The sequence below is a fragment of the Streptomyces sp. HB132 genome, assembly GCF_016909575.1.
Taxonomy (GTDB): Bacteria; Actinomycetota; Actinomycetes; order Streptomycetales; family Streptomycetaceae; genus Streptomyces.
In genome coordinates this window covers 766,626-790,367 of the sequence record NZ_JAFBGA010000001.1, presented here as the reverse complement: position 1 = coordinate 790,367, position 23,742 = coordinate 766,626, and the positions used below count along the sequence as shown (strand labels likewise).

The following is a 23,742-nucleotide window of genomic DNA, read 5'->3' as shown; positions in this document are numbered from 1 at the left end:
GTGCGAGGGCGGCAGCCACCCTCGCCCATGGACGTCAGCGTCCGGTCTTGGGGTCGAACGCGTCCCGGACGGAGTCACCAAGGAGGTTGAAGCAAAGAACGAAAACCACCATGGCAATGCCCGGGAAGAACATGAAGGCCGGATCCTCGACGTAGATCTCGGCGCCGGTGGCGAACATGCGACCCCAGTCCGGCGTCGGTTCGACGAAACCGACACCGACGAACGAGAGGAACGCGATGGACAGAATCGCGCTGGGCAGCATGTAGGTGCCCTGGACCAGGATGGGCGTCACGATGTTGGGCAGGATCTCCTTACGGACGATCCGCCACCGCGAGGCCCCCGAGACCTTGGCCGCCTCCACGAACTCCCGCTCACGCAGGGAGAGCACGGAACTGCGGACCAGACGGGCCATGCCCATCCAGCCCAGGAACCACATCACCAGGATGATCGCGACGGCCCGCATGTACGTGGGCGTCTCTTCCGTCGGTGAGACGAACAGCGCGGTCACGACGGGCATGAAGGCGATGAAGAAGAGCTGGCTCGGGAAGGAGAGGAAGAAGTCGGTGGTCCGGCCGAGCCAGTAGTCGACCTTCCCGCCGAAGTATCCGCCCACCATGCCGATGATCACGCCCGTGAGGACACTGAGCGCCGTCAGGACCAGGGCCATGAACAGCGACGTCCGCATGCCGTAGAGCAGCATGGTGAACACATCCCGGCCCAGGTTCGGCTCGACACCGAACCAGAAGTCCCCGGAGATACCGCCGAAGGAGCCCGTGGGCATGGCGAAGTCGTCGAGCAGGAACGGGTAGTCCGGCTCCTGCGCGTAGAGCGTGTACGGGTTTTTGCCGTACAGGCTGGAGATCACCGGGGCGAGCGCCGCTATGACGAAGTAGAAGAGCACGACAACCGCGGTGATCACGCCGGTGCGGTCGCGCTTGAAGCGCATCCACATCAGCTGGCCCGGGGAGCGGCCTACGGGAGCATCCGTCTCGACGGCCTTGCTGTTCGCCGGGGTCTCATCGTCCAAGGCGACAGAGGCCGTGGCGTCCTCGGCCTCGATTGGACTGGTCATGATGCGTCCATTCACAGATGTCGGGTACCGGCGCCCGGTCAGGCCGCGCGGCTGAGTTCGGTTCACTCACTGCGTCATGCCTGCTGTGTGGCGGCTCCTCCGAGCCGACCGCGCCCTGTCGGCCGGGTGCGGCAGCACGACTGTCCGCCTGCGGGGAATTACCTCAGGACTCAACAGTCGAAGGAGCGCCAACAGGAGTGGGTTTCACTCCCGGACGCGCGTAGAGCGGGTAAGACGGGCCGGAACGCCGTCAGGCGTCGCCGACCACAGGACCGGGTGAGCCGAGATGTACGAAACCGTGCGGTCGCGCCGTACCGGACGGCTCGACCGCGTTAATACCCAGGGCGGCGCACATGGGTTCCTCCTCGTGAGTCCACGTAAAACAGTTGCGGCACCTGCTGCCCGTCGACACCCCTGACGACGGGAAGAGGGACACACCGTGTGCTCGCGAGCCGACACCTTCGCAGTGCGTGACCCGTTGACCCGAGCTCAACTGAGCCAACTATTGAGCACAGTCGGGCCGTAAACCACACTTAAAGGGTCTCGGTTTGACAACATCAGGAGACCCCGGATGGTCAAAATTCGGACAAAGTGATCCTAGACAGACACGCCCGAAACGGACCGTTAACACACGCTCCGGTGAACCATGCACGATATCCGGACGTCTGACGCGGGAAAACGGGTTGCGCACCCACCGGCGCGTGGGTGGGACACCGGGGCGCCGGAGCGCCCCCGGCGCCCCGTGTGGAACTCGGGTCACCGGGGGCGCTGCCACGCCGCAGGCCAGGAGGTCAGCAGTACTTCTTCTTGGCGACCGCCGCCAGGGAGGTCTTGGGCGGCTTGGTGGCGCAGCGCACCCCACCCTCGGTGGAGACCGTCCAGCTCTGGGCCTTCCCGTAACGGCCCGTCTTGATCCACTTCGTCCCGCGGTCACAGCGGTGCTGCGTGTAGTAGCCCTTGGCCTTCTTCGTGCCGGCGTAGAAGACGTAGGTACCGTCCTTCGCCACCCGGAAGCTGACGGACTCGGACTTCTCGCGCGTCCGCTTCCCCTCGGCCATCAGCTCCAGGCCCAGGGAGCCCTCGAGACTGGCCATGACGACCGTCCCGCTGACCTTCGCCCCGGCCGTCGCGGTCACCGAAGCGCCGACCTCGGTCACCTTCTGCGCACCGTACGTCTTCGTGGCAGTGCCACCGGTGTAGTTCTCCAGCACCTTGCGGTGCGTCACGACCCAGGTCTTGCTCTTCTGGGTCCACGTCAGCTTGGTGCTCCCCGGATTGCACATCGGGTCGTTGCCCGCCGCGGCCGCCGGTGTCGCCAGCATGACCGCCGCCGCCGCGCCGGCGAGTGCGACAGCAATGACTTTCTGCATTCCCCCCTTGCCTGTGCGAATGAAAACGATTCACACAGCGATCGAATGCCACGCCACCCGGTGTGACGACGACCACTCTGCAGCTTCGCCAGGGGCAACTCCAGCGATATGAGCAAAAAATTGAGGTCCGGGTGACGAAGCATGCACGCGCAGCAACTGGAAGCTTTGCGTCCGCCAACTGTTCCGTGTTGCGCATCCCGATACGCCGAGAGGGGTGAGGCGCATGACTGAGGCCCAGGTACCCGTGGGTACCTGGGCCTCAGTCATGCGCCTCACCGGCGCACCGGGTCGGGTCAGCCGTTCTTGGCGCGCGAGGCGGTACGGCCCCGCTGCTTCGCGTCCAGGACGACCTTGCGGATACGCACGGTCTCCGGGGTCACCTCGATGCACTCGTCCTCGCGGCAGAACTCCAGGGACTGCTCCAGCGAGAGCTTGCGGGCGGGGACCACGTTCTCCGTGGTGTCCGCGGAAGCCGCACGCATGTTGGTGAGCTTCTTCTCCTTGGTGATGTTCACGTCCATGTCGTCGGCGCGGGAGTTCTCGCCGATGATCATGCCCTCGTAGACCTCGGTGCCGGCCTCGGTGAAGATGACACCGCGCTCCTGGAGGTTGACCATGGCGAACGGCGTCACCGTGCCCGAGCGGTCGGCGACCAGCGAACCGTTGTGGCGGGTGCGCAGCTCACCGAACCAGGGCTCGTGGCCCTCGAAGATGGAGTGCGCGATGCCCGTACCGCGGGTCTGCGTCAGGAACTCCGTACGGAAGCCGATGAGGCCGCGGGAAGGCACGATCCACTCCATGCGGACCCAGCCCGAACCGTGGTTCGTCATGGTCTCCATACGGCCCTTACGGGTCGCCATCAGCTGCGTGATGGCACCGAGGTGCTCCTCGGGCGAGTCGATCGTCATGCGCTCGATCGGCTCGTGCGTCTTGCCGTCGATCTGCTTGGTGACGACCTCCGGCTTGCCGACGGTCAGCTCGAAGCCCTCACGGCGCATCTGCTCGACGAGGATCGCCAGCGCGAGCTCACCACGGCCCTGGACCTCCCAGGCGTCCGGACGCTCGGTGTCGAGGACGCGGAGCGAGACGTTACCGATCAGCTCGCGGTCCAGACGGTCCTTCACCTGGCGGGCGGTGACCTTGTGGCCCTTGCCGCCCTTGCCGACGAGCGGCGAGGTGTTCGTGCCGATCGTCATCGAGATGGCGGGCTCGTCGACCGTGATCAGCGGGAGCGCGATCGGGTTCTCGGGGTCGGCCAGGGTCTCACCGATCATGATGTCCGGGAAACCGGCGACGGCGCAGATGTCACCCGGGCCGGCCTTCTCGGCGGGCTGGCGGGTGAGCGCCTCGGTCATCAGGAGCTCGGTGACACGGACGTTGGACACCGTGCCGTCACGCTTGATCCACGCGACGGTCTGGCCCTTGCGCAGCTCACCCTGCTCGACGCGGCAGAGCGCGATACGGCCGAGGAAGTTGTCGGCGTCCAGGTTGGTGACGTGGGCCTGCAGCGGGGCGGCCTCGTCGTACTCGGGGGCCGGGACCGTGGAGAGGATCGTCGTGAAGAACGGCTCCAGGCTGTCGCTGTCCGGCGGGACCGTGCCGTTCTCGGGCTTGGTCAGCGACGCGACGCCGTCACGGGCGCAGGCGTAGACGATCGGGAACTCAATCTGGTCCTCGTCGGCGTCCAGGTCCAGGAAGAGGTCGTAGGTCTCGTCGATGACCTCGGAGATCCGGGAGTCCGGACGGTCCGTCTTGTTGATGCAGAGGATGACCGGCAGCTTGGCGTCGAGCGCCTTGCGCAGGACGAAGCGGGTCTGGGGCAGCGGACCCTCGGAGGCGTCGACGAGCAGAACGACCGCGTCCACCATCGACAGACCACGCTCGACCTCGCCGCCGAAGTCGGCGTGGCCGGGGGTGTCGATGATGTTGATCGTGATCGGGTCCCCGCCGTCCTTGGGGTGATACTTCACCGCCGTGTTCTTGGCGAGGATCGTGATGCCCTTCTCACGCTCCAGGTCGTTCGAGTCCATCATGCGTTCGTCGAGGTTCTCGGCGGCGTGCGCGGCGAAGGCGCCCGCCTGCTTGAGCATGGCGTCGACCAGCGTGGTCTTGCCGTGGTCGACGTGGGCGACAATGGCTACGTTACGGATGTCGTGGCGCGTGGGCATGGGTGGCTTGCGCTTCTCTCAGATCGTGGGATCAGGCGTCTCAGTCGGTCTTCGAGTCCTCGTACGCCCGCCGGGCGGCACGCCACGGCTCGTCCAATGGTACGGGCCCGACGGGCCCGGGGCTTCCCGGCCCGATCCTCAGGGCGGGGCTGCAGCCATAATTCAGTCGATATTCAGACGGTATTACGTCATCGTCCAGCCGGTTCGAGGTCGGACGGCAGGGGGTGTGAGAAGAAGAGTGGCCCGGGTCGGGGCGGACACCACCTTGCCCGCCGGGGCTTCCGGCGGGCAAGGGATTTGAGCTGTATCTGAGCTTCGAATGTGGCCCTGACCTGCTACTTCTTCCGGTTCGCGGGGGAACCTGCCGCTTGGCGCCCGGTGAAGCCGATGTCCTCGTAGCGAGGTGCGGCGAAGCCGAAGGCGCCGATGTTGACCAGCTTCTTGTCGACGGCGACCAGCTGTGGCCTCTGAAACAGCGGAATCGATCCAGCGGCTGCCCAGATCCGTGCGTCGGCCTGCTTCAGCAGGTCTCTCGACGCGTTGGCGTCGAGCTCTGAGACCGCCCGGTCGAAGAGCTGGTCGATGTGGTCGGAGCCGACCCGCGTGTAGTTCTGCTCGACCAGCAGCGAGCCGTCGGTGGCGGGCTCCGGCTTGGCGAAGATCGGGCGGCCGTCGGTCGCCGGGTAGGCGGTCGCGGGCCAGGAGTACAGCGCCAGGTCGTAGTCGCCGGAGGCGATGTGGTCCTTGAAGTAGCTGTCGTCCTCGACCTTGATGATCTGCGTGCCGATGCCGACCGAGTCCAGCATCTCGACGATCTTCTCGCCCACGGTGCGCAGCGACTGCGATCCGGGGCCCGAGGGCAGCACGAAACGGAGGCTCAGAGGCTTGCCCGCCTTGCCGAGGCGCTTCTTGGCGGAGACGGGGGCCGGCGCGGCGGTCCCTTCGGGGGCGTAGGCGCCCCGGGCGCCACCGGCCTGCTTGTCCTGGGCCGTGACCTCGCCGTCGTCGGCCGGTCGGTCGCCCGGCTTGTCGTCGCCGACGACGTACATCCCCTCGTCGCGGGATGCCTTGTCGTCCTTCTCCGCCTTCTCGCTCCTGTCTGCTTTCTCGCCCTTCTCGCCCTTCTCCGCCTTGTCGGCCTTGTCCGCCTTCTCGCCCTTCTCGCCCTTCTCCGCCTTGTCGCCCTTCTCGGCCTTGTCGGCCTTGTCGGCCTTGTCGGCCTTCTCGCCCGTGTCCTTCTCCCCGGCCGTCTTCTTTTCTTCGGCCTCGCTGCCCGCCTTCGTGTCCTCGGTACTGCGGACGGCCCCGCCCGGGGTCCATCCCGCGTCGGCCAGCAGCGCCTGGGCTTCCTTGGTGTCGTGTTCCCCGAGCGCGCCGCTGCCGTCCTTGTAGCCCGGCTGCCCGGCCAGGGCCAGGTGGCTGCCGGGCAGCTCGGCGGGCAGGCCGAGCGGCTTGAGCACCGTGTCGGCGAGCTCCTGCCGGTCCAGGGCGCGGGCGATGGCACGGCGCACCCGGTCGTCGGAGAGGGGGCCGGACTCGCCGTTCAGTGCGAGCTGCGTGTAGGCGGGCTCCAGAGACTTGCGCACGGCGAATCCGCTCAGCGCCTTCTGCTCGGCGGCGTACACGGCGACGGCTTCCCGGTTCTCCGCGCGGGCGGCCTGCTCCGTCTCAGCGGCCTCCTCGTCCGAACCGTGGGCCAGCGCCCAGGACCGCAGGGCGGAGGCCGGGGTGACGTCGGATCCGGGCCCGTGGGCCGGCTGCCCGCCGTTCCCGCCGCGGTAGCGGGCCGCGCGGGCGATGCTTTCGGCCGTCGCCGGGTCGATGTCGGCGACGTCCACCTTGCCCTCGGTCAGTGCCTCCGTACGGTCCTCGGGCTCGACCGCGCGGAAGACCAGGGATTCCAGCTTGGCCTCGTCGCCCCACCAGCGCGGGTTCCGGTCGAGCACGACCGTCCCCTCGGGCTTGTTCACGCTGCGCAGCAGGAACGGCCCGGCGGTGTTCTTGAGGGTGGTCCGGGCACCGTCGTTGAAGGTGCCGGGAGACCCGGTCACCTCCTTCGGGTAGAGCGGCGAGAACAGCGAGCGCCAGTCGGCGTACGGCTTGGAGAAGGTGACCCGGACCTGCAGATCGTCCTTGCCGCGTTCGATCTTCTCGATCCGCTCGTATCCCGCGTTGCGCGCGGTCCAGAAGGCCGAGTCCTTGCCGCGCAGCGCGCGCCACTGGGCGACGAAGTCGGGGGCGCCGATCTCCCGGCCGTCGCTCCACACGGCCTGCTGGCTGAGCTTGTAGAGGACGACCTGCTTGGGCTCCCGCTCGATGACCTTGGCCGACTCCAGGTAGTCGGGGTTGAGCCGGGGCTCCCCCTCGGCGTCCATGGGGAAGAGCGAGGGCAGCAGGGCACCGGTGATCCGCGTGGTCGCACTGTCGGCGTCGGCCTGGTAGGCGTTCAGGGTCGCGGGCACCCCGTCGATCGCCCACGTGACGCTCGAGCCTTCGGTGATCCGGTCCCGGGAGACCGGGGCGATGTCCTGCGGGACAGCCACCGCCGTGGGGCCGTCGCTGTCCGAGGAACAGCCCGCCAGTACCGGGATCGTGAGCACACCTGTCGCCAGGAGCGCGACCGAACGGCGCTTTCGGGCCGTCCCGCGTGGGACGCCGACGTGGGCCATGGCTGTTTACCTCCGGGGCCGGCCCGGTCCGCCCCGTACCGGAAGGGACCGGATGATGCGTACTGGTGGCATTTGCAGTTGATCAGACTGATTCGCTGATCCACTGAACGCACGTGTACGCGCGGGAGGACGGGGACGCGGCCGGTGGGGGCCGCGGATGTCACCCACGCGGCCCCGGGAACGCCCCGGCGACTCACGGCCCGGCGGCTCACGGCCCGGCGGCTCACGCGCGGGGCGGAAGCGGCCGCCGTACGGCGCGGGCAGGTGTCGGGTCGCGGGCGCCAGCGGGCGGACATAGCCTCCCAAATGTGACGCCGCCTGCGAGCAGTACCGGGACGTCCCGGTTCTCGATACCCGGCAGGATCCTTCTCGCCGCCCTCACGGCAGTGCTGTGGACCGCCCTGCCGGGCACCCCGGACGCCCGGGCCGAGGACCCCGTCACCCTGTCCCGTGAAGGGCAGATCACGGACGAGGTGGACGCGCTGGGGGATCGCGAGCCGCAGACCGAGGCCGCACTCGATCGTCTGTTCGAAGAGCAGCGGGTGCAGCTCTTCGTGGCGTACGTCCGTGATTTCTCCGGGCGGGACGCGCAGACCTGGACCGACGAGACCGCGAACCGCAACGGCCTCGGCCAGGAGGACGTGCTGTTGGCCGTGGCCACGCACGACCGGCAGTACGCCTACTCCGTCGACCAGGGGTCACGCCTCACCGACGCCCAGCTCCGGAACGTGTCGAGCACGGCGATCGAGCCGGCTCTCCGGCAGAACGACTGGGCGGGAGCCGCGATCGGTGCCGCCGACGGCTACGCGGCGGTGCTGGCCGGCGATCCCGTTCCGGCCCCCGCCGTCACCCCGGGCGCCGCGGACCCCGGGGGCGGTTCCGGCGCGGGCGCCTCCGCCGGTCTGATCGTGCCCCTGGCCGTGGTCGTCGTCGCGGGGGCGGCCGCCGTCCTCGCCTTCACCCGCCGCAGGCGACGCGCGAGGACCCGGACGACACCGGCTGCGGGCGGCTGGGGCGGCGGGATCGGAGCCGCGGCCGAGCCGCCGGTCCCACTGCCCGAACTCGACACACGGGCCAAGGAGGACCTCGTCGACACGGACGACGCCGTGCGGACCAGCGAGGAGGAACTCGGCTTCGCCACGGCCCAGTTCGGCGAGGAGGCCGCGGCTCCCTTCGCCGCGGCCGTCCAGCACGCCGGGACCGGACTGACCGAGGCGTTCCGGCTGCGGCAGCAACTGGACGACGCCTTTCCCGAGGACGACGCGACCCGGCGGCGGATGCTCGACGAGATCATCAGCCGCTGCGCGGACGCAAACGCGCGCCTGGACGCCGTGTCCGAGGACTTCGACCGGCTGCGCGCCCTCGAACAGACCGCTCCGCGGGCGGTGGCCACCGCCGAGGCCACGTACCGGGAGCTGCTCGCACGTGCCTCCGCCGCGGAGACGGCCGTCCGCGCGATGCGGGACCGGTACGCGGAGACGGCGGTCGCTCCCGCCGCCGACGACGTCGCGCAGGCCAAGGACCGGCTGGTCTTCTCCACCTCCGCACTCGACCAGGCACGCCAGGCCGTGGACAGCGGCGACAACGCCCGGGCCGCCGTCCACGTCCGTGCCGCCGAGGGCGCGATCAAGCAGGTGTCCACCCTCGTGGACGCGGTAGGCCGGCGGGCCGGGGAGCTGGCCGAGGCCGCGGACAAGCTGCCGGGCGCGCTCACCGAGGCACAGACGGACCTGGCCGACGCCGGAGGGCTGCTCGACGGCACCCCGGAGGGTGCGCCGACCGCGGATCTGCGGGGCAGGGTGGCCCGTGCCGTGGCGGTCGTCGCCGCGGTGAAGGGGGAGCTGGACTCGGGCACGTACGACCCCGTCGACGCGCTGCGCCGGGTGGAGGAGGCCGACGCGGCGCTGGACGAGGCGCTGGCCGGAGCCCGCGAGCAGGAGCAGGGCGGCCTTCGGGCGCGTTCGCTGCTCGACCGGGCACTGCTCACCGCGCGGGCGTCGATCGGTGCCGCCGCGGACTACATCACCACCAACCGGGGCGCGGTCGGCAGCCAGGCACGTACCCGGCTCGCGGAGGCCCGGCGGCGGTGGGAGAGGGCCGGGCAGCTGTCCGGGGCGAACGACCCCCAGGGCGCCCTGGCCGAGGCTCAGCAGGCGGACGCCCTGGCCGTGCGGGCCCGGGCCCTCGCCGAGCAGGACGTGGGCGACTACCGCGACCGGAGCGGGTTCGGCGGCGGTTTCGGCGGCGGCGGCGGAACGGGCGGCGCCGTGCTGGGCGGCATCATCCTCGGCGGGCTGCTCGGCGGCGGGCGGGGCGGGGGGCCGGGGGGTGGTCCCGGCGGGTTCGGCGGCGGCCCGGGCAGCTTCGGCGGCGGCGGTACCCGCGGCCGACGGGGTGGCGGGGGCCGCTTCTGACGCGGCACGCCACACCGGCTTCGGCACGGCAGCCAACACGTCCGCTTCCGTACGGCAGCACACCACACCGGCTTCAGCACGACAGGATTCAGCGCAAGGAGAGGTGCCATGACCAAGCAGACCGTCGTCGGCCGCGTCACCCAGCTGGCCCGGGCCAACATCAACGCCCTGATCGACCAGGCGGAGGACCCGCAGAAGATGCTGGACCAGCTGATCCGCGACTACACCGACAACATCGCGGAGGCCGAACAGGCGGTGGCCACCACCATCGGCAATCTCAGGCTGCTGGAGGAGGACCACCGGGAGGATGTGGACGCGGCCAGGGAGTGGGGGCAGAAGGCGCTCGCCGCCAGCAGGAAGGCCGACGAGCTGCGGGCCGCCGGGTCGGGCGTGGACGCCGACAAGTTCGACAACCTCGCGAAGGTGGCACTCGGACGGCAGCTCCAGTCGGAGCAGGAGGCGAAGACGGCCGAGCCGACGATCGCCTCGCAGACGGTGGTGGTGGACAAGCTGAAGTCGGGCCTCGACCAGATGAGGAACAAGCTGACCGAGCTGAAGTCCAAGCGCGACGAGCTGGTCGCCCGCGCCGCTTCCGCACGGGCGCAGAACCGGATGATGGACGCGGTGAAGAGCATCGACGTCATGGACCCGACGAGCGAGCTCGGCCGCTTCGAGGACAAGGTGCGGCGCGAGGAGGCCAAGGCGGTCGGCAAGCAGGAACTCGCCGCGTCGTCCCTGGACGCCCAGTTCGAACAGCTGGACAGCCTCGGCGACAGCGCGGAGATCGAGGCCCGGCTCGCCGCCCTGAAGTCCGCCTCATGACCGTCGGCGCACCGGCGCCTCCTCGGCGGGCCCCGTCAGTACATGCTCAGGAGCTGCTCCACGGAGAGCTCGGCGGCGGGCGCCCCGTCGGGCAGCGCCAGCTCGAACCACACCGTCTTGCCACGCGGGGTGCGCCGTGAGCCCCAGGCCGCACTGAGCAGTCCGACCAGTTGCAGCCCGCGCCCGCCCTCGTCGGTGTCGCGTGCCCGTCGGCGCCTCGGCTGGACGAGCCCCGCGTCCCAGACCTCGCAGACGAGCGTCCGGTCGCGGAGCAGCCTGAGACGGATCTCGCCCTCGCCGTAGCGCAGTGCGTTGGTGACGAGTTCGCTGACGAGCAGTTCGGTGGTGTCCACCAGGTCGTCCAGGCCCCAGGCGGTGAGCTGCGTGCGGGCGAGCTCGCGTGCGCGGGCGACGGAGCGGAGCTCACGCGGCAGCCGCCAGTCACCCACCGCGTCCGGGGCGAGTCCCTGGATACGGGCCATCAGCAAGGCGATGTCGTCCTCGCCGTGCCGGGTGTCGAGGGTCGACAGCACGTGGTCGCAGACGTCTTCGAGGGGCTGCGACGGTTCGGCGAGGGCCTCCCGGAACGCGTCGAGGCCCTCGTCCAGCGGATGATCGCGGGACTCCACCAGCCCGTCGGTGTAGAGGGCGAGGAGGGCACCCTCCTTGAGCTCCACCTCGACCTCCTCGAAGGGTTCGCCGCCGACTCCGAGCGGCATGCCCGGCGGTACGTCGAGCAGCAGGGCGGGCTCACCCGGCTCGGCCACCACAGGCGGCAGATGACCGGCGTTGGCGAAGGTGCACCGGCGGGTGACCGGGTCGTACACCGCGTACACGCAGGTCGCCAGGTAGACCTCGGAGAGGTCGGCGTCGCGTGACTTGTGGGCGGCGCGCGAGGGCCACTGGGCGCCGCCGCCCGCGCCGAAGCCGTCGCTCCGCTCGCCGCCGCCCGGGGTGCCGAGGCCACGGGCGACCTCGTCCAGGGCGGAGAGCACCTCGGCCGGTTCCAGATCCAGGAGTGCCAGTGTCCTCACGGCGGTGCGCAGTTCACCCATGGCGACGGCCGCCCGCAGTCCACGGCCCATCACGTCGCCGACGACCAGGGCCGTGCGGTGGCCGGGGAGTTCGATCACGTCGAACCAGTCACCGCCGACCTCGGTGGCCGTGTTGCCCGGCAGGTATCGGCAGGCGATGTCCAGGCCCGCCGCCTCGGGGTCCCCCGGCGGCAGCAGACTGCGCTGGAGGATGAGCGCCCGCTCGTGCTCCCGGCGGTAGAGACGGGCGTTGTCGATGCAGACGGCGGCACGGGCGGCGAGCTCGGTGGCAAGGGCCCGGTCGCGCTCGCCGAAGGGCTCGCTGCCCTTGGTACGGGAGAACTGGACGAGGCCGACGACGACGTCGTGCGCGACCATCGGCACGGCGAGGGTGGAGTGGACGAATCCGCGTTCGTCGCCCGGCACGTCCTCGACACGGCCCGTGCGCAGGGCGACGGCGCAGGGCGAGTGGAAGGCGTAGCGGTGGACCGAGCCGAGGGCGGGCGGGCCCGCGTCCCCGTCGGCCTCGGTGACACCGCCGCCGCCGGGGAGGACTCCCGCGAGCCCGTCGGACACGGCGCTGGCGTGGGCGACCCGGCGCAGCTGGGCCGAACCTGTGCCCGACTCCTGGTGGTGCCTGCCCCAGCTGGCCGGCGAGGCCTCCTCGCCGGTGAGCAGCCCTTGGTAGAGGTCGACGTAGGCGAGGTCGCAGAAGCCGGGCACGGCGACGTCGAGCAGTTCGCGGGCGGTGGTCTCCAGGTCGAGGGAGTTGCCGATGCGCGCGCTGGCCTCGTTGAGCAGGGCGAGGTTGCGGCGGGCGCTGGCCGCCTCGCGGGCGGCGATGTGCCGTTGCGTGACGTCGGTGGCGAGTCCGGCGATACCGACGGGACGCCCGGAACCGCTGTGCACCCGGTAGAGGTTCATGGACCAGTGACGGCGGCCCACGGAGCCGGGCGGGGTGCCGACGAGCTGGAGATCGGTGACGGCCTCGCCGGTCTCGAGAACGCGCTTGAGCGTGGCGGAGAGGCGTTCGGCCTCCGCGCGGGCCAGGTAGTCGTCCACCGTGCGGCCGCGGTGGTCGTCGGCCTCACCCCCGAAGACGGTGGCGAACCGCTTGTTGGCGCGCACGACGGTGAAGTCGGTACCGAAGAGGACGAAACCGAAGGGAGATTGGCCGAAAATCGCCTGCGAGGCGGCGAGATCCGTCTCGATGCGGCGTAGCGCTCCGACGTCGACGACGATGCAGAGCGCGGCGCGCTCACCGGTCTCCGTCTCGCTCGGCATGACGTAGATCTCGGCCAGCCCGCGCACCGCGTTCTCGCCCGGGATCCGGAACGGGACGAGGCCCGTCCACTCCTTGCCGTCAAGGATCTCGCCGACCCGCCTGTGGGCGTCCGGGCGCAGCTCGGCGGGCATGAACGCCTCAATCGGGTCCTTGCCCACCACCTCGGCGGAGGACATGCCGAACAGACCGGCGGCACGCCGGCTCCACTGCTCGATCAGACCGTCGGCCCCGATCGAGAATGAGGCGACCTTGATGTGGTCATATATCGAGCCGGGCGGGCTGCTCTGCCACATGACGTCGCCCACCGTCCCAGGTATCTCGCTCACGCGACCGTCCCCTCCAGCTCACACACCGGACCGGTCCTGCCCGCAGTATTCAGCACTACGGGCCTCACCGGCACGGCGTTCACGATCACAGCACGGTCTCAGTCCCTTTCAGCCAGATCCTGCCCGACCTCCGGTGATCGCTGTGCGTCCCCCTCCACTCCTAACCAGGCAGAGCGAGCTCGAACCACACGGTCTTGCCACTCTTTCCGCGCCGGGTCCCCCAGCTGCGCGCGGAACATGCCACGAGCTGCAGCCCACGGCCGCCCTCGTCCTCGGGTCCGGCACTGCGTTCGGTGGGCGGATCCGGAACCGGATCGGAGACTTCCACGAGCAGACCCCGCGCCCCGGAACCCGTGTCGGGCCCGTCACCACGAGGATGCGACCACCTCAGCCGGACCCCGATGGGGCCCGACGCATGGCGCAGGGAATTGGTCACCAGCTCACTCACGAGCAGTACGGCGACATCGCCCACCGCCGAGTCGAAGCCCCACTGGTGCAGTGCGTCACGGACCGCGTGCCTGGCGCTGCGCACGGAGCCCGGCACCGCCGGGAAGCTCCACTCGGCACAATCACCTTCGGTATCGGTCACGCCGATCACTTCCCAGGGCCGGCAGCGGGGTCGCACCCTATCCAGAGGGCCTAATCGGCACATACCCGATATTCGAAACAACCTATCGCAGACAGTGACCTATCGTTCTCACGTCCGCGCACCGACCCGACCGGGGGCACGCGAGGACCCGCCCTGACCACGGGGTTGTCGCGGCCGGGGGAACTCAGACCTGCGAGGCATCCAGCAGACGGCGCACCGCTTCGGCAACAGCGGGGCGGTCCTGGTCCAGCCAGTCGACGGTGCCCGCCTCCCCGGGAGCGAGCCAGCGCAGCTCGTCGTGGTCCTCCAGCGGGCGGGGCTCACCCGACAGCAGCCGGACGGTCCACACCTGGAGCACGAGGCCCGGCTTCAGCGGCCACTCCCCCGGGATGCGTTCCAGAGGCTCCGCCTCCACGCCGAGTTCCTCCCGGAGCTCCCGTACGAGCGCCTGCTCGCCGCTCTCCCCCGGCTCCTGCTTGCCGCCCGGCAGCTCCCATCGCCCGGCCAGCTCCGGCGGCGCGCTCCGGCGGGCGGCGAGGAGCCGCCCGCCGTCGCAGACGGCCCCGGCCACCACCACGGAATCACTCATGCGCCGGAGCGTAATCGCTCTCCGGGCCTTCGCCCGAGGCCCGTCCGGATCAGGCGGGGCCCACACGCCCTGGCACCGCACCGCGATCCGGGCCGATGAATTCGAAAGGCCTTACGGGCGCGCGCTCCGGCTCGTCCGCTCCACCCAGTAGAGCTGCTTGTGTCCATGACGGTCCAGGCCGTCAGCGATCTTCTGTGCCTCGTCCTGGGTCGCGTAGCGCCCGACGCGGTACCTGTTGCCGTTGTCGTCCTGTCTGATGACCAGCCAGGGGAGCACGGCGCCGCTGTCCGTCATGGCGTCCCTCCCCAGCATCTCGCCCCTCTCCCCACCGGCGTGCACGTCTCTAAGGATCCCCAGGAAACCGCAGTACGCATATGCCCGAGCGTACGCCTGACCTTCACTCAGCGGATGCGTGTTTACACAAAGAGATACGCATCCGGCCACGCCAAAGGGGGCGCACCCCCCGAATGCGCCCGTCTCGTCGGCGGGCCGGTGACCGCGTCGCCGTCGTCGACGTCACCACAGGGCCGACTGCGGACAGCCCGCGGCCCGCACCTGCGCACTCCGCCGGGCGAGCGGCACCGGGAGCGGACCGACTCCTGGTGGACCGGGCCGTCGTACGAGCGACATTCCCGTGGCCGGCGAGGGCGGCCGGCACCGGGAGGGGCCGCGGTCGGGCGACGGCGTTTGCCCGTGAGCTACGCGCGGCCCAGGAGGGTCGACCTCACATCAGCGCAAGCGGACAGACCGTCACCCCCGGCGGTCACCGGATCCGCCCCGTCCGCCACGCCTGCCCCGGCTGTCACCGCCCGGCGCGCCGGCGGTCATTTGACCGGGAGATGATAGGCAATCCGGTAGCGGTCGGCGGGAACGACCACATCGGCGGTCTCCACCGCCAGCCCCGACGCGTAGTACGTCCGCCCGATGACCATGACCACATGGCCCGGTACGCCGCCGAGCGCCAGGAGTTCCTCCGCGAGCCCCGGGCGGGCGCCGACCTCCTCCGCCACGTTGTCCACGACGACGCCGATCGCCGCCATCCGGTCGACGACGCCACAGCCCCCCAGCGGCCCCTCCTCCGGCAGCATCACCGGCGTGCGTCCCGTAACGGCCAGGGGCTCCCAGGACGTCGACAGCATCATCGGCTCGCCCGCCTCCCGGAAGACGTATCCCGTACGCATCACCCGGTCGCCCGGCTCGATGCCGAGCCGCTCGGCGATCTCGGCGCTCGCCCCCTCCTGCTCACTGCGGGACTCCCAGGTCCCGCGCGCCCCTTCAGCCGTCTGCTCCTGCCGGAACGGGGTGGCCCCCGCCCCCGGCCGGTAGCCGGAGCGGGCGATCGGGCGCGGGACCGGACGCGCGCGCACATAGGTGCCGGAACCCGACCGCCCCTCGACGAGCCCCTCGGCCATCAGCACCTTGCGCGCCTCCAGCGCCACGGTGTCCGAGACGCCGTACTCCTGGCGGATGCGGGCCTGCGAGGGCAGACGCGTGTGGGGCGGCAGCGCGCCGTTGACGATCTTCGTCCTGAGATCGCTCGCCACGCGCAGATAGGCGGGCTGCTCACCGAAAGGCACAGGCCACTCCCAACAGGTTGACAGACAGCAACAGCGTTGCAACCGTGGGTTGAGTCCCGCAAGCGCGGGCCAGAGTTTCACTCGAAGTGATGATTTCCCGCTCACCAGCGCATACCTGACCCAGGTATGCGCCGGGTATGCCAGGACCGTCACCCCGCCGGGGCTGGGAATCGGACACGGCGGGGAAATAGGTTCGCCCCATGGCCGACACCCGCATGCCTACAGCGACGTACATCTGCCCGCAGGACGGTTCCCGGGCGGACTCCACCACGCTGACCTGGTGCTGTCCCGCCTGCGCAGGTCCGTGGGACCTTGACACCGGCGCCCTGCCACCGGTCCGCCTCGCATCCCTGGGCGGACGCGTCAACTCCCTGTGGCGTTACGAGGAGGCGCTCCCCCTGACCGCTCCGGCCGTCTCCCTCGGGGAGGGGCGGACCCCTCTCGTCCCTCTCACCGGCAACGTCTCGGCCAAGCTCGATTTCCTGATGCCCACGCTCTCCTTCAAGGACCGCGGCGCGGTGATGCTGGCCGAACTCGCCCGCAGGCTCTCCCCGGACCGGGTTGTCGCGGACAGCAGCGGCAACGCGGGGACGGCCGTCGCCGCGTACTGCGCCCGGGCAGGGCTGCCGTGCACGGTCTATGTCCCCGGGGGGACCTCCCCCAAGAAGACCGAGCAGATCCGCGCCCACGGCGCCCGCCTGCGGACCGTGCCCGGCGGCCGGGAGGCCACGGCTGCGGCCGCCCGGGCGGCGGCCGGTGAACCCGGCACCTTCTACGCCTCGCACGTCTTCAACCCGTACTTCCTGCACGGCACGAAGACGTACGTCTACGAGATCTGGGAGGAGCTCGGCGGCACCCTGCCCGATGCCATCGCCGTACCGGTCGGCAACGGGACCCTGCTCCTGGGCGCGGCCCTGGCCACGGCGGAGCTGCTTGCCCACGGCCTGATCGACCGCCGTCCTGCCCTGATCGCCGTACAGGCCGAGGCCGTGTCCCCACTGGCCACCGCCTTCCGGGCGGGGGCCGACGAACTGTCCGGCGCCCCGGAGCGGGCCGCGCCCACCCTCGCCGAGGGGATCGCCATCCCCCGGCCGCCGCGCGCCCGGCAGATCCTCGCCGCCGTCCGGGAGTCGGGCGGCACCTTCCTGACGGTGACGGAGGACCGGATCCGAACGGCGCAGAGGGACCTGGCCGCACGGGGCTTCTTCGTCGAGACGACCGGCGTCGCCTGCTGGGCGGCCGTGGGCGACGTGACGGACCGGAGCGTGGTCGTCCCGCTCTGCGGGGCCGGCCTCAAGACGGGCCTCGCAGACCAGGTGGCTGTCAGCCCGTCCAGTACGTGTCGTGCTTGATGAAGAACTCCGCCCGCTCCTTCTCCGGCCAGTCGGAGACCTGCCCCACCTTCTCGAAGTACTCCTCGCGCGGCGCCCCCGGCGTGAAGAGCAGCAGCATCGAGGCGGGTTCGTCGGAGTCGTTGCGAAATGCGTGCAGGCCGCCCTGGGGCACGTACAGGAAGTCGCCGGCCGTGGCGTCCGTCCAGCGCTCGCCGTCGTAGATCCGCACCGTCCCGTCGAGGATGAAGAAGGACTCCGAGATGGACCGGTGGAAGTGCTCGGCCGGGCCTCCCGCCCGTGGGCCCATGTTGATCCGGTACAGCCCGAACTCGCCGTGCGTCGCCTCCGTCGTGGCCAGGTAGTGGGTGCTGCCGCCGCTGCGCGTCAGCAGATCGGGGGTGGTTCCGGCCGGTCGGTACTGCGCGTTGATCTCGCCCGCGCCGTCCGTGTAGACGGGTTCCGGATACGACATGCCGCTCTCCCTGCCTCCGGTCCTGGACCGGTCCGCTCGTCCCGCGCGCCGTTACCGCACCGGCGGCGCCGCCCTGCCTACCTTCGTGCGGTGAGACTCAAGCGCTTCTCCGTTCTCGTGCCCCTGGTCGCGGTCGCGCTGGCCGCCCCGCTCCCGCCGCTCTCGTACGCCGCCGGGCCCGCCCCGGCCCCCGTGTGCGGCAGGACCGGCACTCCCTCCGACGCCTCGTGGGCACCGACGTCCACCGCCTTCGGCGAGGCCCAGGGATACGACCCCTACGTCGGCAACGGCTACCTGGGCCACCGGGTGCCCGCCACCGGCGCGGGATACGCCGCCACGGGCGAGAAGACGGGCTGGCCCCTCTACACACCACGGTACGACGGCGCCTTCGTCTCCGGGCTCTACTCCCGCGACGAGGGCCTCGCCGAGGGCCGTGAGGTGATCGCCGCGCTGCCGTCCTGGACCACGCTCGACGTACGCGTCGGCTCCGAGACGTACGGCTCCGCCACGCCCGCCGGCCGGATTTCGCGCTACCGCCAGACCCTCCATCTGCGCTGCGGCGTCGTGGTCACCTCCCTGCGGTGGACCACGGCCGACGGCCGCGCGACCGACCTGACCTACGAGGTGCTCGCCGACCGCTCCGACGTGCACACCGGCGCCGTACGCCTGCGGATGACACCGCGCTGGACCGGCACCGTGACGGTGACAGGACGGCTGGACGGGCGCGGGGCGCGCCGGGTCACGGTGGCCGACGACGGCACCTTCCGCACGCTCGGCACGGGCACGAAGGGCGCGATCGCGCAGCGGGGCACCGGCGGTGCGCGCACCGCCCGGGTCAGGGCCGGACGTTCGTACACCTTCGAGAAGTACGTCGGCGTCGACACCTCGCTCACCTCACGCACCCCGCTCGCGTCCGCGGGGGCGGCGGCGGAACGCGCGGCCCGGCGTGGCTGGTCCGGTGTCCTCGCGGACAACGCCACGGCATGGCGCCGGGCCTGGGCGTCGGACGTCAGGACACCCGGCAGCCCGGACCTGCAGAGCTGGCTGCGGGCGGCACAGTACGGGCTGCTGGCCAACACCCGGCCCGGTTCGTCCGACAGCATCGCCCCGGCCGGTCTGACCAGCGACAACTACGCGGGCATGGTGTTCTGGGACGCCGAGACGTGGATGTATCCGGGGCTGCTCGCCACCCGTCCCGACCTGGCCCGCTCCGTCGTCGAGTACCGCTACCGCACCCGGGGCGCCGCCCGCGCGAACGCCGAGAAGCTGGGCCACGCGGGACTGTTCTACCCCTGGACGAGCGCGAGCCGCGGGCGCCTGGACTCCGAGTGCCAGAGCTGGGACCCGCCGCACTGCCTCACCCAGAACCACCTCCAGGGCGATGTCGCCCTCGCCGTCTGGCAGTACTACCTGGCCACCGGCGACCGCGCCTGGCTGTCGGAACGGGGCTGGCCACTGCTGAAGGGCATCGCCGACTTCTGGAAGTCCCGCGCCACGGCGAACACCGACGGCAGTTACTCGGTGAAGAACGTCGCGGGGCCCGACGAGTACAGCAACGGCGTCACGGACGGCGTCTTCACCAACGCGGTCGCCGCCACCGCCCTGCGCAACGCCACCCGAGCCGCCGGGCTCCTCGGCCACCGGGCTCCCGACGGCTGGACCAGGGTCGCCGACGGGCTGCGCATCCCGTACGACGCCGAGCGGAAGCTGTTCCTCCAGTACGCCGGCTACAACGGTTCGACCATCAAGCAGGCCGACACGGTGCTGCTGATCTACCCGCTGGAGTGGCCCATGGCCGAGGGCGCCGCAGCCGCGACGCTCGACCACTACGCCGCACGCACCGATCCGGACGGCCCCGCGATGACCGACTCGGTGCACGCGATCGACGCCGCCGCGATCGGTGAGCCGGGCTGCGCCACGTACACCTACCTCCAGCGCGCCGTGCGCCCGTTCGTCCGGGGGCCGTACAGCCTCTTCTCCGAGGCGCGGGGCGAGAAGTCCGGTGCCTCGGACCCGCTCTCGGGCTTCCCCGCCGAGGACTTCCTCACCGGGAAGGGCGGCTTCCTCCAGGTCTTCACGCACGGCCTGACCGGCCTCCGGCTGCGCGAGGACGGCGTACGTCTCGACCCGCTCCTGCCCCCGCAGCTCCGCGAGGGCGTGGAGCTGACGGGGCTGCACCACCGGGGCCGCACGTACGACATCGCCGTCGGCCCCCGGAGGACCACGGTCCGACTGACGGACGGGGCGCCCTTCACCGTCCACACCCCGGCGGGCCCGCGCCGTCTCTCCGGCACCCTCACCCTGCCCACCCGCCGCCCCGATCTCACCCCGACCACCGACAGGGCCCGCTGCCGTCCCGCGACGGCGACCTCCGAGGCCCCGGGCCTGTACGCCGGAGCGGCGGTGGACGGCAGCCCGGCGACCTCGTGGTCACCGGACGGCGCGAAGGGCACGCTGACGGTGGCCCTGCGCCACGTGACCCGGATCGCCGCGCTCACGCCCCGCTGGACGGACGTCGCACCGGCCTCCCACACCCTGGAGACCTCCCTGGACGGCCGCGCCTGGCACCCGTACCGGGCGGGTGAGGTGGCACGCCAGGTCCGGGTGACGGTCGACTCGGCGGACGCGGAGAAACCGACGGGCGTGAGTGAACTGACCGTCGTCGCGGGCGAGTAGTCGCACGGGGGCAGTCGCCTGGGGCCGTGGATCAGGTCGTGGGGCAGGGAGGCTCTTCACTGCCCTTGCGGTCGCGGGCGTACTCCGCTCCCGTCTGCTTGTACCACGTGTCGGGCATGTTGGAGCCCTGATACCTGCACGCGAGGGGAGGGAAGTAGACGTTGCGGTAGCCCGACGTGTCGCTCAGCCTTCCGGTCAGCTCGAAGGGCCTGCCACCCGGAGCACCGATCGTCATCTCGGCCGTGCTGCCTCCGACTTCGTAGCGCACGCGATAGCGCCAGCGGCAGTAGCCGTCCTCGGACGTCGCATGGACGATGAACGCCTCGGTCTCGTTCTGGTTCAACGTGATGTGCTTGGCCCCGGGCCCCGTGAAGTAAGGCCCCGCCGCCTTCCCGTCCTTCGTGGACGCCTTGAGGCGGGGCTGGGGTGAGTCCACCGCCAGCTCCAGCGGGATGACGTCCATGACGCCCTGGGACGGAGCGTTGATGAGGCTTCCGCCGAGGGACGCCTTGCACGAGCCCCCCTCCAACTCGGGGACGGTGTCGGTGATCCGGACCTGCTGCGCGGCGCGGCCCTGCAAGGTGATCATCCAGTACGCGTCTTCGACGTCGACAGCCTTCCGGTTCTGCCACCAGTCGGCCGAGGACAGCTCTTCGAGCAGTTCTCCGTCCGCTCCGTCCCTGACAAGGTAGTAGCCGAAGTCCTTGACGTCCCTGACCTCGACCACATCGATGGCGTTCTGCGGCGAGAGCCGGTCCGGCACCCGGTCCAGCGGCAGGATCGTCTTCACCGAGGCGGCCAGCACGTCCTGGAAGGTAACGGTCACCACCGCCAGGAGAATGCCCACCAGCCAGGTGGCCGGGCTTCTCAGGTAGCGCATCCGGCCCGGCGCCCCCTCAGCCGGTGTCTCCTCGGGCTGGACCGGGCGCGGCCCGACGCCCCTGCGCACGCTCGCCCGGGTGAGCGCGTCCGTCCTGTGGGCAACACGTCGGTTCCTAGGCATCGTCCAACTGCTCCTCGACCACGTCCGCACCCGGTGCCGCAGGGGCTCCCCGGCGTCTCGTCAACAGAACCGCTCCCAGGCACGCGAGCCCCGTCGCCCACCCCCACGCGGTCCCGAACCGCACGGCGTCACCGACCGCCACCCACAGCGGTGACGTGGAATCCGCCCTGCGCGGGGCGAACCACTGCAGCAACCAGCCGTCCACGAGGGCCGCGGCGACGGCAGCGAGCAACATCGCGTACCAGCCCTTCATGAACAGACGCAGGAGCGCCGTCGCGCTCCCTCGTGTGGCCGTCGCGCGCCGGGCGACGGAGCGGAGAGCGACCGCCGTCGCCACGAGGAAGACCACACAGACCGCGAGCGTCGCGATCCAGCCGCCGGCCCGCTCCGTGTCGAGCGGGCGAAGACGCAGTGCCGGATAGAGGACGCCGCTCCACTCGTCGACCAGGGCCGGCGGGCTGTACGGGGCCCAGCGTTGCGGGTCGAAGGTGACGGAGTCCGGCACGCCCGACGGCCGCACATCGGTGTGCCGGAGGTACTGGCCGCCCGCCACGGCCAGCAGCACCGGCGGGATCAGCCCGGCGTACACCAGGTCCCGCCGCTCCCGCGCGGCGAGCAGGGGGACGGGCTCCTCGGCGCTCACCCCCGCGCCTTCCGGCAGGCCGAAGAAGGCCCGCACGAACGGCAGGCCCCGGCACCGCCACACGACGAACCAGATGGTGACGGGCAACCAGACGGTGCAGAGGGCGAACTGCGCGGCCGCGGCCGGTTCCGCGCCCAACTGGGCGCTGCCGAGCCACTCTGCGTACGTGGGCAGGGCCCGGCCCGCTCCCGGTGCCAGTGCCGGGCGGACCAGCGTCGCCGCACCCGCGGCCAGCAGTACGGCCCCGGCCAGGGCGAGGACCGTGCGCAGCTGCGGCTTGAGTCCTGGCGCGCCCCGGAACACGCAGTACGTCAGGATGCCGCTCGACACGATGAAGACGAGCTGCGGCAGCCATCCCCCGACGTGATCGAGGCCGCGCACCGCGAAGCCGTCCAGCGACAGCCCCAGCACCCGGACGTCCCCGATGCTCGCTCCGGTCACGAGCGTTCCGGTGATCCACCGCTTCATCGGGTCGAACAGGAACAGCAGGATCGCCTGGCTCCAGGCCCCGTATGCGGCCAGCGCCATGGACAGGCGGCGATTCACCTTCGCACTCCCCCGAGTTTGGCGCGTACGCCGAAGATTCCCGGCCTCAAGTCTGCCGCACCGACCCTGCCGCACCAAGGGCTTTCGGGGATACCGAACCGGGGCACGCGAGCCCGCCTCCGCGGCCGAGTTCCCCAAGTCCGGCGGGCCGGACAGGTGCCTGCCTCCCTGACGTGGTGGAGGCCGTCTACGGGAAGGCGGACAAGGCCCGGCCGCGCACCGGCTGCTCTCCCGCCTCCAGGTCACGTTGAAGCGGAATGTCCGCGGTCTGATCCTGGCCTGCGAAGGAGCCCCATCCAGGGCCCTGACCAGCCATTTCTCCGTTGGCTCGCGTTGGCCTGTGACGGGCGCTTACGGGTGTCTGCAGACTCTCTGCGGACCGGACGGATACCCGTCCGCACAGTCCGCGCGGCTACGGCCATTTACGCCCAGACACTTACGACCACCGGTAGCATGGGGACCATGAGTAGTAGCAAGAAGTATTCGATCAGCCTGCCCGAGGACCTCGCCGAAGCCGCACGCGCCCACGTCGGGCCCGGCGGTTTCTCCTCCTACGTCGCCGAAGCCCTCGAACAACGGGTCGCCATGGACAAGCTCCGGGAGATCGTCGCCGACTTCGCGACCGACAATGACGAGCTCACCCGCGAGGAAGTCGAAGCCGCCCGCACGCTGCTGCGCCATGACCACCGGCAGGTCGGCGGGGCCGCAGCCTGATGCCCGGCACCCTACTGCTCGACAGCGAAGGCCTCTCCAAGCTCTACCGCAAGGACCGCACTGTCATGGCCCTGATCCAGGCGGCATCGGAGGAAGGCATCCGCGTGGCAACAAGCGCCATGACCACCCTCGAGGCCGACTACGAGCGCATTCACCCCGCCCGGATCAAGTGGGTCCTCTCCCGCGTCGACGTCCACGACGTCACCAAGGAGATCACCGATCAGGCCGCAGCCCTCCTGCGCAGCCACCGCCTCCACGGCCACAAGTACGCCATCGACGCCGCCTTCGCCGTCATCGCCCGCACCGCACTCCAGCCGGTCACCGTCCTGACCTCCGATCCCGAGGACCTGACGCTCCTGTGCGGCTCCGCCGTAGAGGTCGTCAAAGTCTGAACGCCGGCCGCAGTCGCACCAACCAGACCCGTCACCAACACCTCAGC

General features: G+C 70.8%; 18 protein-coding genes. 6 read left to right on the top strand and 12 right to left on the bottom strand.

The features are described 5' to 3' along the window. Positions 1-34: 34 nt before the first annotated feature. The 4 genes from JOC24_RS03845 to JOC24_RS03830 all read right to left on the bottom strand — a co-directional run bounded on the left by JOC24_RS03845 (position 35) and on the right by JOC24_RS03830 (position 7,279). On the bottom strand, positions 35-1,072 hold the full coding sequence (locus tag JOC24_RS03845) for an ABC transporter permease (protein WP_205018642.1): 1,038 nt from the start codon (positions 1,070-1,072) through the stop codon (positions 35-37). A gap of 791 nt (positions 1,073-1,863) precedes the next feature. Continuing rightward, the gene (locus JOC24_RS03840; protein WP_205018641.1) at positions 1,864-2,442 is read right to left on the bottom strand and encodes a hypothetical protein; all 579 of its coding nucleotides are present in this window, start codon (positions 2,440-2,442) and stop codon (positions 1,864-1,866) included. Positions 2,443-2,735: 293 nt separating this feature from the next. After that, positions 2,736-4,610 carry a translational GTPase TypA gene (gene typA, locus JOC24_RS03835; protein ID WP_205018640.1) on the bottom strand — a complete coding sequence of 625 codons (1,875 nt, stop codon included), beginning with the start codon at positions 4,608-4,610 and terminating at the stop codon, positions 2,736-2,738. Positions 4,611-4,945: 335 nt separating this feature from the next. Beyond that, a complete protein-coding gene (locus tag JOC24_RS03830; protein WP_205018639.1) occupies positions 4,946-7,279 on the bottom strand; it encodes an ABC transporter family substrate-binding protein in 2,334 nt (777 codons plus the stop codon). Positions 7,280-7,587: 308 nt separating this feature from the next. On the opposite strand from JOC24_RS03830, the gene JOC24_RS03825 reads away from it, so the two are divergent. Together JOC24_RS03825 and JOC24_RS03820 are read left to right on the top strand one after the other, a co-directional pair. Then, the gene (locus JOC24_RS03825; protein ID WP_205018638.1) at positions 7,588-9,693 is read left to right on the top strand and encodes a TPM domain-containing protein; all 2,106 of its coding nucleotides are present in this window, start codon (positions 7,588-7,590) and stop codon (positions 9,691-9,693) included. Positions 9,694-9,801: 108 nt separating this feature from the next. Then, positions 9,802-10,515: a PspA/IM30 family protein gene (locus tag JOC24_RS03820; protein ID WP_205018637.1), complete on the top strand. Its 714-nt coding sequence runs from the start codon at positions 9,802-9,804 to the stop codon at positions 10,513-10,515. A 35-nt stretch (positions 10,516-10,550) separates the two neighbouring features. Here the strand turns inward: JOC24_RS03820 and JOC24_RS03815 are convergent, their stop codons facing one another. The 5 genes from JOC24_RS03815 to JOC24_RS03795 all read right to left on the bottom strand — a co-directional run bounded on the left by JOC24_RS03815 (position 10,551) and on the right by JOC24_RS03795 (position 15,915). Then, positions 10,551-13,127: a SpoIIE family protein phosphatase gene (locus JOC24_RS03815; RefSeq protein WP_205018763.1), complete on the bottom strand. Its 2,577-nt coding sequence runs from the start codon at positions 13,125-13,127 to the stop codon at positions 10,551-10,553. A 193-nt stretch (positions 13,128-13,320) separates the two neighbouring features. After that, positions 13,321-13,758 carry an ATP-binding protein gene (locus JOC24_RS03810; RefSeq protein ID WP_205018636.1) on the bottom strand — a complete coding sequence of 146 codons (438 nt, stop codon included), beginning with the start codon at positions 13,756-13,758 and terminating at the stop codon, positions 13,321-13,323. A gap of 175 nt (positions 13,759-13,933) precedes the next feature. Further along, a complete protein-coding gene (locus JOC24_RS03805) occupies positions 13,934-14,338 on the bottom strand; it encodes a (deoxy)nucleoside triphosphate pyrophosphohydrolase (protein WP_205018635.1) in 405 nt (134 codons plus the stop codon). 111 nt (positions 14,339-14,449) lie between these two features. Beyond that, positions 14,450-14,632, bottom strand: a complete 183-nt coding sequence (locus tag JOC24_RS03800) for a hypothetical protein (RefSeq protein ID WP_033298025.1) — start codon at positions 14,630-14,632, stop codon at positions 14,450-14,452. Between the two features lie 530 nt (positions 14,633-15,162). Next, positions 15,163-15,915: a GntR family transcriptional regulator gene (locus JOC24_RS03795; RefSeq protein WP_205018634.1), complete on the bottom strand. Its 753-nt coding sequence runs from the start codon at positions 15,913-15,915 to the stop codon at positions 15,163-15,165. A 200-nt stretch (positions 15,916-16,115) separates the two neighbouring features. Here JOC24_RS03795 and JOC24_RS03790 point away from each other — a divergent pair, with 200 nt between their 5' ends. After that, complete coding sequence (locus tag JOC24_RS03790) at positions 16,116-17,267, top strand: threonine synthase (RefSeq protein WP_205018633.1); 1,152 nt, start codon at positions 16,116-16,118, stop codon at positions 17,265-17,267. Here the strand turns inward: JOC24_RS03790 and JOC24_RS03785 are convergent. Continuing rightward, positions 17,239-17,721 carry a cupin domain-containing protein gene (locus tag JOC24_RS03785; protein WP_205018632.1) on the bottom strand — a complete coding sequence of 161 codons (483 nt, stop codon included), beginning with the start codon at positions 17,719-17,721 and terminating at the stop codon, positions 17,239-17,241. The genes JOC24_RS03790 and JOC24_RS03785 overlap by 29 nt on opposite strands. Before the next feature lie 90 nt (positions 17,722-17,811). On the opposite strand from JOC24_RS03785, the gene JOC24_RS03780 reads away from it, so the two are divergent. Then, positions 17,812-20,397 (top strand): glycosyl hydrolase family 65 protein, encoded by a 2,586-nt coding sequence (locus JOC24_RS03780; protein ID WP_205018631.1) that lies wholly within the window; start codon positions 17,812-17,814, stop codon positions 20,395-20,397. Between the two features lie 31 nt (positions 20,398-20,428). On the opposite strand, the gene JOC24_RS03775 is transcribed toward JOC24_RS03780, so the two are convergent. After that, a complete protein-coding gene (locus JOC24_RS03775; protein ID WP_205018630.1) occupies positions 20,429-21,400 on the bottom strand; it encodes a hypothetical protein in 972 nt (323 codons plus the stop codon). Further along, positions 21,393-22,589 carry a hypothetical protein gene (locus tag JOC24_RS03770; RefSeq protein WP_205018629.1) on the bottom strand — a complete coding sequence of 399 codons (1,197 nt, stop codon included), beginning with the start codon at positions 22,587-22,589 and terminating at the stop codon, positions 21,393-21,395. Before JOC24_RS03770 ends, JOC24_RS03775 begins: the two co-directional genes overlap by 8 nt. Positions 22,590-23,051: 462 nt before the next feature. Between JOC24_RS03770 and JOC24_RS03765 the strand changes: the two genes are divergently transcribed. Both JOC24_RS03765 and JOC24_RS03760 read left to right on the top strand, forming a co-directional pair. Next, complete coding sequence (locus JOC24_RS03765) at positions 23,052-23,303, top strand: hypothetical protein (protein WP_205018628.1); 252 nt, start codon at positions 23,052-23,054, stop codon at positions 23,301-23,303. Beyond that, positions 23,303-23,695 (top strand): cupin domain-containing protein, encoded by a 393-nt coding sequence (locus JOC24_RS03760; protein ID WP_205018627.1) that lies wholly within the window; start codon positions 23,303-23,305, stop codon positions 23,693-23,695. The genes JOC24_RS03765 and JOC24_RS03760 overlap by 1 nt, the downstream gene beginning before the upstream one ends. Positions 23,696-23,742: the final 47 nt, after the last annotated feature.

What these genes read in the sequence shown, in the direction of transcription:
- JOC24_RS03820 (WP_205018637.1), top strand. Translation starts at nt 9,802, where the DNA reads ATGACCAAGCAGACCGTCGTCGGCCGCGTCACCCAGCTGGCCCGGGCC.
- JOC24_RS03790 (WP_205018633.1), top strand. Translation starts at nt 16,116, where the DNA reads ATGGCCGACACCCGCATGCCTACAGCGACGTACATCTGCCCGCAGGAC.
- JOC24_RS03775 (WP_205018630.1), bottom strand. Translation starts at nt 21,400, where the DNA reads ATGCCTAGGAACCGACGTGTTGCCCACAGGACGGACGCGCTCACCCGG.
- JOC24_RS03845 (WP_205018642.1), bottom strand. Translation starts at nt 1,072, where the DNA reads ATGACCAGTCCAATCGAGGCCGAGGACGCCACGGCCTCTGTCGCCTTG.
- typA (WP_205018640.1), bottom strand. Translation starts at nt 4,610, where the DNA reads ATGCCCACGCGCCACGACATCCGTAACGTAGCCATTGTCGCCCACGTC.
- JOC24_RS03785 (WP_205018632.1), bottom strand. Translation starts at nt 17,721, where the DNA reads ATGTCGTATCCGGAACCCGTCTACACGGACGGCGCGGGCGAGATCAAC.
- JOC24_RS03800 (WP_033298025.1), bottom strand. Translation starts at nt 14,632, where the DNA reads ATGACGGACAGCGGCGCCGTGCTCCCCTGGCTGGTCATCAGACAGGAC.
- JOC24_RS03815 (WP_205018763.1), bottom strand. Translation starts at nt 13,127, where the DNA reads ATGTGGCAGAGCAGCCCGCCCGGCTCGATATATGACCACATCAAGGTC.
- JOC24_RS03840 (WP_205018641.1), bottom strand. Translation starts at nt 2,442, where the DNA reads ATGCAGAAAGTCATTGCTGTCGCACTCGCCGGCGCGGCGGCGGCGGTC.
- JOC24_RS03760 (WP_205018627.1), top strand. Translation starts at nt 23,303, where the DNA reads ATGCCCGGCACCCTACTGCTCGACAGCGAAGGCCTCTCCAAGCTCTAC.
- JOC24_RS03805 (WP_205018635.1), bottom strand. Translation starts at nt 14,338, where the DNA reads ATGAGTGATTCCGTGGTGGTGGCCGGGGCCGTCTGCGACGGCGGGCGG.
- JOC24_RS03830 (WP_205018639.1), bottom strand. Translation starts at nt 7,279, where the DNA reads ATGGCCCACGTCGGCGTCCCACGCGGGACGGCCCGAAAGCGCCGTTCG.
- JOC24_RS03765 (WP_205018628.1), top strand. Translation starts at nt 23,052, where the DNA reads ATGAGTAGTAGCAAGAAGTATTCGATCAGCCTGCCCGAGGACCTCGCC.